Raw genomic sequence first — 9,908 nt, 5'->3', positions numbered from 1 at the left:
CGCTCTGGCCGGCTGGCTGTCGGACCAGGACGCCACGCCGGCAAGCAGGGCGAAAGCAAGCGACCAGTGCTTCAATGTCGACATGTTGTGGCCTCCGGGTTGGCCCGCCTGGATCCCTCGTCGTTCGCCTCTGCGACCGCGGGGGGAAGCGGGACTTCGGTGAAGCTGCAACGATAGGCGACGGCCCAAGGGGGCGGGAGTAGAGCGGATCTGGCGGCGGGAGGGGCTGAAGGTGCCGGCCAGGCAGCTGCTCAAGTCCATCGACGTCATCGACGTGCTATCCGATCTCTTCATCCTCCGCGGAGTGCCCGGGCATGTTCGTTCGGACAACGGTCCCGAGTTCGTCGCCAAGGCGGTGCGGGAGGGGATCGTGGCGGTTGGAGCGAAGACGGCATTTATCGAACCTTGCAGTCCTTGGGAGAACGGCTATTGCGAGAGCTTTAACTCCAAGCTTCGCGACGAACTCCTGAACACCGAGCTGTTCTACAGCCTCGCCGAGGCCCGGATCGTCATCGAGGGCTGGCGTCAGCATTACAATACCCGGCGCCCACACTCCTCGCTCGGCTACCGGCCGCCAGCACCAACCGCCGTGGCGTGGCCGGCTACGCAAACCCAACCCGCTTCGCCGGCCACCTCAAACGTGGCCGCCAAGCCCAGCATGCATTAGATTAGAACCGGGCCACCTGATGGGGGCAGGCCACCGTCGCGGGCAATTGACGCGATTCGATACACTTCAGTTAGTTCAATTCGTCCTTATCGCCCCATCCCAATCTTACGCTATGCAACTCGATTTCTTCCCGAACAGCAGACAGGGCCATATGAATTGCCGCAAGTTCCCGTAACGCATCGGGAGTGGGTGGGGACACTTTCCCCGCTAGTGTTTCAATGAACTTGAGGCGCGCTGCTTCAAGGTTGGCCTGAAGATCGTGCACGGGATGGAGCTTTGTCATCGTGGCCACCCTATAACGGAGTACATGAGGGCGCGATTGGTCGCGCTGTTTGCATAAACTCTGGGCGTGGACCCGCTTCCTTATGGTTACGGTCTGCGCATCTTGCCCCAAGTCGCCATCCGGTGGAAGTGTCCGTTGCTGGCCGGTACCGTCGTCCAGGCTCGCCGAATTGGGTGGGCTAACAGACCCTCGGTGCGACCGGCTAGGACCGCCTTCTCGAAAATCCGAGCAGTTTAGTCGTACATCAGACGTGGCCGCTGGAGAACACCATCACCAAACCTCAGCGTTCGCTTCTCACAGTTGGGACAAAGATGAAGGCCGCTCGATAGCGTGTCCTTGTCCCATGACGCGACAGTACGGCCAGACACGTCGGATATTGCGGGATCGCCGTACTTCACAACCGCCTCTGATCCGCATCTGAGACAACGGTATGGCACGATCTGAAGGTTCACTGAGGTAAGGTCGACGCAGTTCGTGCAGTGGCACGGCCAATCGGGCGAAGCTATCAGTGTTTCCCTAGCGAGAGCTCATCGTCTGTCCTAGCCTCACCAGTAGTAGCTCTGGCGGTAATAGCCCCGATTCCAGCCGTAATAACGGGGGGGCATAATAGGCTGGCCGCGCATAGTAATGACGCAGGCGGCAATAGACCCGCGGCCCATAATAGGCAGGGTAGCCATATCCGTAGGCCGGGTATACGTAGCAATACACCCGGCGATCTGCCGAGGGAGCTCGCTCAAGAGCGTGGGGCCAGGTCCCCCCATCCACATCCAGGACGGCAATCCACACTCAATCGAGCAGCCGAATGTCATTTTCCTGACGCTCTCGCAGGGCTACTGCCTTCGAGCGAGCGTCCGAAATCGTCAGAATCTCGAGCACCTGCGTATGGGTTTCGCGATAGACGCTGCGAAAGGCCATCCAAAAGGTCTTTCCGCCGATAGAGATTTTTCCGGTTGCGGTGACACTGGTGGCGCCGCTGAAGTTACTGACTATACTCGCGCCAACTTGGCTCGCCCCGATGCTTTCAAACGCATTTGATACGACGCGTCTCAGCGAATCTTCCAGCTCTGCGACCCGATACGGGGCCGGCAGCGTCGCTGTTGAAATGGTGACACGCTCAAATTCGTTGATACCTCGGCTTAACTGGATCATACGCACTGAGGCATTGCCAATCTGTATCGTCTCCTCACCTTTGGTGAAGGGCACATCCGAACTAACGGCGATCTTCATGTCGGCAAAGAACTCGCTGCGCGGCATGGTCTCGGACCATTCAAGCGTGAATAGGCGCTGAGCCCGGGCGACGACGCCTTCCAATCCTTCGAGAACCCGACTGGCCATCTGCTCGGTCACATGGACCGATTGGCCGCGGGTCAAGATCGGAACATCTGTGAACCGCTCCGCTTTTCCGGGGTCGTCGCCACGCAAAGCCTTGCGGCGACCGCATCAGCCATACTGGCCGCTGGCACTGTAATTAGTACGGAACAAGAATGAATTTGGAACATCCAGCTGGGACGGAATGTCAAAGGCGGGACGGAGGGTCAAGCCCGCGCGTCGACCGCATTATTGCCGCAGCGCGCCACCATAGTTCGTCCGAAATTTGGCGAATATTTAAGCAACAAATATTGCCCGATGCGATTTAAGGGGTGTAGAAATCTGAGCGAATACCCTTAAGTGGGATCGCAGTGATCGCCCCATCTGAACATCATGCGCATGCCGGGATTGATGAGCGGGAGAATTAACTCCATGAACCGGCAAGTGACATCGAGTTTTGTTCCTGATGCCTCGCGTTCCCAACCGCAACCCGCGCCATGCGAAGCCGATATCCGCGCGCAACTGCATTGCATTTTGGCAAGCCGCGATTTCAGCGCTCCGGATCGGCTGCGGCGGTTTCTGTCCTATGTGATTGAGGAGACGCTCGCTGGCCGGGCCGACCGCATAAAGGCCTATTCGATCGCGGTCGAAGTCTTCGGGCGGGATGCGAATATCGACATTTTGAACGATCCGGTCGTGCGCATCGAGGCCGGTCGGCTCCGGCGCGCATTGGAGCGATATTACTTTCTTGAAGGCAAGACAGACCGGGTCCTGATCGAAATTCCCAAGGGAAGCTACGTGCCGAGCTTTGCATGGCGATTGGGCGATCAGTTGCTTGCCCAACCCCTCTCATTGACCGAACCGCAGCCGCTATCCCAACCCCGTCCAGACTTCTTCGGCTGGCTCAGACGCCCCTGGCTCATCGGCTCGGTTACTGCGCTGGCGTTCGGTACCGTTGTGACAGTCATGGTAATGGGGGATTCATCACGACCGGCTGCTTCATCGACAAGCACCCCGGGTCTCTCTCTTCTCGTAAAGCCATTCGTCAACCTGTCCCCAACGCCAGACGCCGGTGTTTTTGCTGCCGGCCTTTCCGAAGAGATGCTCTCGCAGCTCGCTACGTTTCAGGGGCTGACAATCGTCCGAAGCGAGGCTTCCGATGACCTGGCGCAGCGATCATCCGCTGCCCGGCGTCAGCTCGGCGCCCGGCACATCCTTGAGGGGATGATCCGTGCTGCCGATAACAAGCTCAGAATAACCAGCCGGCTCGTAGATGGAGAAACGGCCGCCATTCGCTGGTCCGCTATTTACGAGGCCGACCTGCATTCCGGGAACATCATCGATCTCGAAAGTGGCGTAGCGCAGAAGATCGCCGCAGCGGTCGCTCAGGCCATCAAGCCCCCATTGCATGCATCGTCGAAGGTCCCCTAAGGGGCGATCCCCGCGAAGCCGGGGGCATAAAGCACCAACCGAAGATCTGCTTACCGGCGGTCTGTCAGTGTCACACTGAGACCTCCGGAGGCCTATTTACTGCAGAGCCTGTAGTTGCTGCCGGTTTGATCGCTGGCGTTGGAATAGCGCTTTAAGCGCCCGTCTGACCCTTTTGCTAGGATCGCGGAGGACTGGGTGCGGGTAACAGAGTGGACGCAGAATAGTGACAGGTTATCACGGTCGCCGATGCGGCTGACGGCGCCAATCCGGCAGGCCGTCCAAGGCGTGCTGATGCGATCCCCGGAGATAATGAAGGCAGGGACGAATAGCTCCGTAGGGACCTTGAACATCATTCCTTTACGCCCCGGCGTGAATACGTCTCCACAAGCGAGGTCGTCCGCGAGCCAGGCTCCTTGATAGGTGACTAAGGGGCCCTCTGCCGCCTTCACGTTTGCAACCAGGCTGCTCGCTACAAGGCCAATGACAACCGCGCTCGAATATCGGGTACACCGCATTGATCGCTCCCGGGTCTCCATCTCGAAAACTATGTAGACGTAGGACTTAAGGTCCAATGGAGACAGCTTCTTGGGAAGCCAATTTGGAAGGTAGCCCATTACCACGTCCGGTTCCATCGCATGTCTGCTTGGGGAACGACGTCCGCTCTCGTCGTAGCCACCGTCCAGAACCTCAGGAAAATGGCAAAGCTCCTGCCGACCGGACCGCAAACTCAGCCCGACTGAGGAGATGCCGTCCCGATCGGCAAGCGGAAACGTGCCGAGACGGCGGGTGTCAATGCCTAGATCGGCCCTGAAGGCTACCGACGCTTCATCGTGGGGAAGAAGCGCGCCTTCGAGGGCGAGGTCGATGAGGAACTGGGCGCGCCGAACGGAACGCCTTGATGCAATCCGGCCGGCTCCCATCCCGGACGTTGGTGGTCCGCCGTCGCCCTTTCCGGAAACGACCCAACTCGGAAATTAAATCATCCTAGCCTGGCGGCCCGTCACCGACATCTGCAGGGTCCGCTTCCGGGCAACTCGACTGAAGGCAAGACAGGGTAAGGACAGCCGGGTTGGTGCAATCGCGAAGCTCCCCCGCAGACGCCCGCGCCTACCAGGTGACGCGCTGGCCGCACTCGCCCTTTAGATGTAGCGTCGATCGCTTTGCCCCTTCAGCAACGGTCTCAGGGACGCTCACAGCTTGCGCTACCAACTTACTTTGATCCCAAGCCGGCCGTCATAGGCGCGCGAGCGGCCATTGAGCCCGATCGAGTAACCGGCCGACGCGTAGAGCGCTGTGTTCCTGCTGATCTGGGCGTCGACACCGGTCCTGAGTTCGGCCCAGGAGCCGCCGAGATCGGCGTGGAAGGGGATCAGCCCCGTGGCCGAGGAGAACGAGGTCTTGGGATCGCCGAGGAACTCGTTCCAGAGGCTCGCCTTCAGCCAGGCGGTGAGCAGGCGGGGCTTGGCGCGCGGATCCTCCTCCAGCGTCCAGCTCTTGGCCAGGCGGGCGCCGATGCGGCCGGCCAGAGAATCGGCATCGCTGAAGCGCACCAGCGCCGCCTCGTCACGGCCGGATCCGTTGGCCAGGGTCTGGTAGATCATCTGTGCCTGTGGCTCAAGGATGAAGCCGTTGCCTAGCTGGAGCGGATAACCGCCCTCGAGCGAGGCCGCGAAGCCGAAACCATCGCGCTTCAACTTGAACAAGCGCTTTGAGTCAGCCTCTGCAGCGTACCAGGTGCCCTGCACGACCCCGTCGAGATACCAGCCGGACGGTCCGAAATGCGTCCAGTAGGCGCCGAGCGAATAGCCGTCGATGGTGTTGGTGCCGGCCTTGATGCCGTTGAAATGGGTGACATCGCCTTCGATCCGTCCGATCGCGGCATAGAGGCCGGCGTGGTTGCGGCTGCCGTCAGTGCCGAGGCTGCGATAGAGATCGAGCCCGGCCTGGAAGGCGTACATGTCGTAATCGTAGTTCGGGCCGTTGCGGTAGATGCCCCAGGGGCCACCGTCCTGGTTGCCGTGCTGGCCGATGATCCGGGCCCAGCCGGCCGAAGCATAGGAGCTGCCGGGGACGCTGGCGCCGACCGGAAGTTGCACGGTGGTGGTGCAGCGAAAGTTTTTCTCCGGATTCTTGCACCAGATCGTCCGCTCCTCGCTGACCGGCGGCAGCGCGAGCGGGTGCAATTCGCCGCCCCGTTCGTGCAGGCTGTCGATCAGGGTACGGCCATATATCAGCCCCATCGCCGGAAGCGCGGCGAACAGCGAGACTTCTCGCCGGAAATTCGGAATACCCGAGCTTGGCGGCGCCGGTGTCGGGCCCGGCCCAGGCGGGATTGGAGTCGGGTCGGGCCCTGGTGGCGTTGGATCGGGCTGCAAGTCCGATCGCAGATACCAATTCTGAGGTCCTGAATTGTCCACGCTGCCCCGTAGGAGGGCATATTCGTACGGCCCTGCAATAGCCGGCCTGCCTAGCGCGAATGTACCTGCATCCGTCGTGCCCGCGTTGATGGCATCTACGACGAGAATGCCATTTCCTAGGGTCAGATCGCCCGGCCCAATGGTATTCGAAATCAGCAGCGATGACGTCCCGCTCGCCCGACCACCATCAATGACCAAGCGGTCAGAGGGGGAGCCATCGGAGCCGAGATAGGTGTTGAGAGCGAGCGTTCCGCTCCTGCCAACATAGTCTCTCACGGTCAGCGTTTTGTAACTCGCGAGCTGCGTCAAATCCCCCGTGGGAGGGCTATAGATAATCTGGCTGTTGTCGTTGGTAACACTCGTTGCGGTCGAATTGCCCGTCATCGTCCAGGCAGTGGCCTGAGTAAGCGTCACATTGCTGGTATTGCCTGCCGGCGTGGTGATGACCCCTCGCAGCGTCGAACCTTGCGCGTTGAACGTTGTGCTGCCGCCCCCGCCTGTCGCCAGCAGGGTATTGTTGTTCGTGATCGCGATCGTATTGACGAGCCCGATGTCCGCAATCGCCGCCTGGACAGAAAATGAGGCATCGCTCGCCTGAATTGCCGCGTTGCTGTAGCGCAGCAGGTTCGTTCCGCCACTGTCGAAGGAGAAGCCGACCCCGCCAATGCCGGAGGCGGTGACATCGGTGCCGGTCATGGTGGCGCTGCCGCCATTCTGAATCCGGCCGCCGACTCCGTTGATGACAATAACCACGCCGTCCGTCGTTTCGATGCGGCCACCACCGTCGGCATTCAAACCCGAGTTGCCGCCGCCTCCGCTGACGCTGACGTTGGTGTTCTGGGTGGTGATCACGCTACCGGCGTTGATCGCCTGCAGGCCCTTCTCGCCGCCACCCGCACCCGTGACGTTCACCGTGCTGCCGACGAAATGCACTTGGCCGCCCGCCTMGGCGCGGGCGCCGATGTCGTCGCCGCCACCGTTGGTGGCAGTGATTGTGAGGTCCTGGGCGTTGATCGTGCTGCCGACGCCGGACGCGACCAGGCCCCTGCTTCCGCCGCCGCCTGAAAAGGTGATCCTGCTGCCTCCGGTCAGGCTGATACTGCCGCCATTTTGTGCCTTGGCCCCGGTGATGCCGCCGGCGTTGCCCATGAAAACGAGCAGGCCATCGGCAATGATSCGGCTGCCCGCGCCGTCAGCGAGCAAGGCGGACGGGATACCGCCATTGGGATTGTTGATCGAGGAGCCGGACGTAAACTCGATCAGCCCTCCGGCCAGGGCCTGCACGAGACTTTGACCACCGCCATTGGGCCAATTCACAGTAACGGCGCGTGCGATGATGGTCCCGCCGTTGGCCTGCATGGCGATGGCTCCGCCACCGCCGTCATTGCTCAACACGATTCCGTTGGCCTCGATCCGTGCTCCGCTGCTGGCACCCAACCCCAGGCCACTCGCTGTCACCGGACCGTTCAATATGACGATCGAATTGGTGCCGGCATCAATTCCGGTCCCGAACCCCCGGGCCGTCACCGAACCGTTCGCGGTCACATTGGCACCAAGCGTGGCGGTGATCGCCGTCCCGAAGCCGACAAGGATATTGCCGACGGTACATGGAGGCGGGCCAATCTGGGTAACCCCTCCGTTTCCACTAAACCCTATGCACGCGGATTGAGCGTAGGCGGGCGGTGCCGAGAGCCAGACTGCGCTAGCAACAATGGCTGAAAGCCAAGCTAAGAGCCGCGTCGTCTCATGCACGCGCCGGCGCTTCATCCATTGGGGAGATTGAATAATCCGCTCGGCAGTCGTTGCAAGTCGTGGCGCGCCCACGCTGACGGAAACCGGGTGCAACAAAAATTCAGCCAGTGCTGGGTCAGTCGTTAAGTAGTCGCGCCCCGTCATCCACTACCTCCGTACAGGTTCGTGAATACAGATAGCCTACGATTCGGTATTCTCAGCTAAATCTCATGTTATTAATGAACGGTTATTGGCAATATCTGCCGAATGGGTCGAGCGCTGGCTTCACAATAGGTCACGCGACAATTGCGCGCCGTGCAATCGACCGCCGTCGTCGGATCAGGCTGTCCTCATCGGCAGGAATGTCTAAAAGCTCCCGTCGATCCTGAGCTTTGAGAATCTTGCGCCTTGCCACTGCTCAACCCCGCACGCAGCACCAACTACCGGTGAATGTTGCCGAGCTGGCACGGTTATCCACTGGGATCAGACGCCCTGCCGCGGAAGTCGCGAGACACAAGGAGATTTCGTTCATGTTTCGTTCGACCTTAGCGTACGAGGCCTTTATCAACCAAAGACAGCTACGGACGATATGATGGAGAGCCCACCCTGCTGTGAATAGGCATCCAATTTGCCCCCTGAATCGGCGTCCTGCGTGACCCTGCGTATCTCGAATATTCAATCGCTTCAGGAGCCCGCCATCAATTTGATTGGGGAGCCACCCAATAGGATGAAAGGAGAGCCACCAACACGTGGGTCCCTCCATTCCACGGGCAGGGCAACCCTCGTTCATAGGACGTCGGTCTAGCGAAAGGCGCGCCCTTTAGCCCCTTCCCGAAACACCTGTTAGTCCGCACACTCGCCAAAGGGGGAGACTTGGATGCGCGCACTTGTGGCTGGCGGGATGATGCTCGTCGCGGGCCAAGCCGCCGCTTCTAATTTTGGTGTGACCGTCAAGACGTTTGTCGCGCGCATTGTCGCGCGCCCCGAGCTTGGCCTTCAGGACCGCGGTTGCAATCCTAGCCGTGAGGCAGGGTCAGGCAATATTCCGATAAGGGGGAAGGGGTTAGATTTTGGCCACATCCGAGGAGACCTCAAGGCCTGCCGCCGTCGACTATGGGGCAGCGACGATAGCCTTCGACGGCGTCGGCGGCCTCCTGCACGGGAACGGCCTCTACAGCATCGTTTTGATTACCAGTCGCCCCACCGTGATGCGCGACCAGACCGTCCCCATCGTCCCGGTCGTTTCGTGCCAGCTTCAGAGTAGCCGTGAAGGGCTCCTATCCCTCAAGAAGGCAATCGACGACTTGCTCTTGGCCACCTCCGCGCCTCACGGTCAGGCGCAGTGACCCAGTGCGCTCCCTCTGCTGATCCGGCTCGGCCAACTCGCCCTGCCGATGCGGAAAAATGGGAGCCGCTTCTAATCTTACTGCGTCATAAATTGCGTGTCTGTCGCTGAGCGTCCATGGAACTTGTGCAGCATGGACATCGTTGCAGACGGTTGGCCATGGCCACGGTCAGGCGTCGCCTGAGGATCGGGATCGAGGTCGGGACATGCCGCTCGGTACGGACCGGGAGGATCCCCGCGGTCGATAACCGTCGGGAAGGCCAGGTGTTTGGCGGCCCTGGGCGCGAGCTGGAGCTGAGGGGGGAATCGTCTCCTCAGAGCGACCAGGAAGCCGTAGGCGGCGATACAGAGACTGGCGTGGTGGTGGAAACCCCGCCAAGCTCGGCCTTCGTAGTGACCCAGGCCCAGCTCCTGCTTGAGCTCCTGATGGTCTCGCTCGATCCGCCAGCGCAGCTTGGCGGTGTCGACCAGCTGGGTCGAAGGGAATTCAGCGACTGCTGCCGGATGAAGCATTACAGATCGTTTCGCGCAGATACGGTTCCATGCAAAATGCCACATCCAGCCCTCGAACTTGATCCGATCAGGGTCAAGACGCGCGACTTCCGCTGACGGTGAATTTGGCCCACAGGGCCATGGCGGACATTGCATCCTTCTGGCACGCTGCCGTCGGAGGATGCCCATGGTCGCGACATCATGCCTGCGCACACTCGCCGACACGGATGAACC

6 protein-coding genes and 2 pseudogenes are annotated in these 9,908 nt (G+C 60.6%); 3 read left to right on the top strand and 5 right to left on the bottom strand.

What is annotated here, in order from left to right; all coding sequences use genetic code 11:
- Window positions 1-217: 217 nt before the first annotated feature.
- Window positions 218-667, top strand: a pseudogene (locus AC1DRP_RS31230) (integrase core domain-containing protein); the annotation flags it as partial.
- Between the two features lie 70 nt (window positions 668-737).
- Here the strand turns inward: AC1DRP_RS31230 and AC1DRP_RS31225 are convergent.
- Window positions 738-950 carry a hypothetical protein gene (locus tag AC1DRP_RS31225; RefSeq protein ID WP_476770527.1) on the bottom strand — a complete coding sequence of 71 codons (213 nt, stop codon included), beginning with the start codon at window positions 948-950 and terminating at the stop codon, window positions 738-740.
- 786 nt (window positions 951-1,736) lie between these two features.
- Window positions 1,737-2,321, bottom strand: a complete 585-nt coding sequence (locus AC1DRP_RS31220; protein WP_476770526.1) for a hypothetical protein — start codon at window positions 2,319-2,321, stop codon at window positions 1,737-1,739.
- Window positions 2,322-2,690: 369 nt separating this feature from the next.
- On the opposite strand from AC1DRP_RS31220, the gene AC1DRP_RS31215 reads away from it, so the two are divergent.
- Window positions 2,691-3,689 carry a hypothetical protein gene (locus tag AC1DRP_RS31215; protein ID WP_476770525.1) on the top strand — a complete coding sequence of 333 codons (999 nt, stop codon included), beginning with the start codon at window positions 2,691-2,693 and terminating at the stop codon, window positions 3,687-3,689.
- 92 nt (window positions 3,690-3,781) lie between these two features.
- On the opposite strand, the gene AC1DRP_RS31210 is transcribed toward AC1DRP_RS31215, so the two are convergent.
- The gene (locus tag AC1DRP_RS31210; protein ID WP_476770524.1) at window positions 3,782-4,321 is read right to left on the bottom strand and encodes a hypothetical protein; all 540 of its coding nucleotides are present in this window, start codon (window positions 4,319-4,321) and stop codon (window positions 3,782-3,784) included.
- A gap of 570 nt (window positions 4,322-4,891) precedes the next feature.
- Window positions 4,892-8,002: an autotransporter family protein gene (locus tag AC1DRP_RS31205; protein ID WP_476770523.1), complete on the bottom strand. Its 3,111-nt coding sequence runs from the start codon at window positions 8,000-8,002 to the stop codon at window positions 4,892-4,894.
- Between the two features lie 905 nt (window positions 8,003-8,907).
- Between AC1DRP_RS31205 and AC1DRP_RS31200 the strand changes: the two genes are divergently transcribed.
- Window positions 8,908-9,183, top strand: coding sequence for a hypothetical protein (locus AC1DRP_RS31200; protein WP_476770522.1), 276 nt, complete (start codon window positions 8,908-8,910; stop codon window positions 9,181-9,183).
- Window positions 9,184-9,351: 168 nt separating this feature from the next.
- On the opposite strand, the pseudogene AC1DRP_RS31195 reads toward AC1DRP_RS31200, so the two are convergent.
- Window positions 9,352-9,656 (bottom strand): annotated as a pseudogene (locus AC1DRP_RS31195) (IS701 family transposase); the annotation flags it as partial.
- Window positions 9,657-9,908 lie beyond the last annotated feature (252 nt).

It is taken from the genome of Allobosea sp. 01N443 (genome assembly GCF_056399325.1).
The sequence above is the reverse complement of the archived record's forward strand: the minus strand, read 5'-3'. Positions and strand labels throughout refer to the sequence as shown.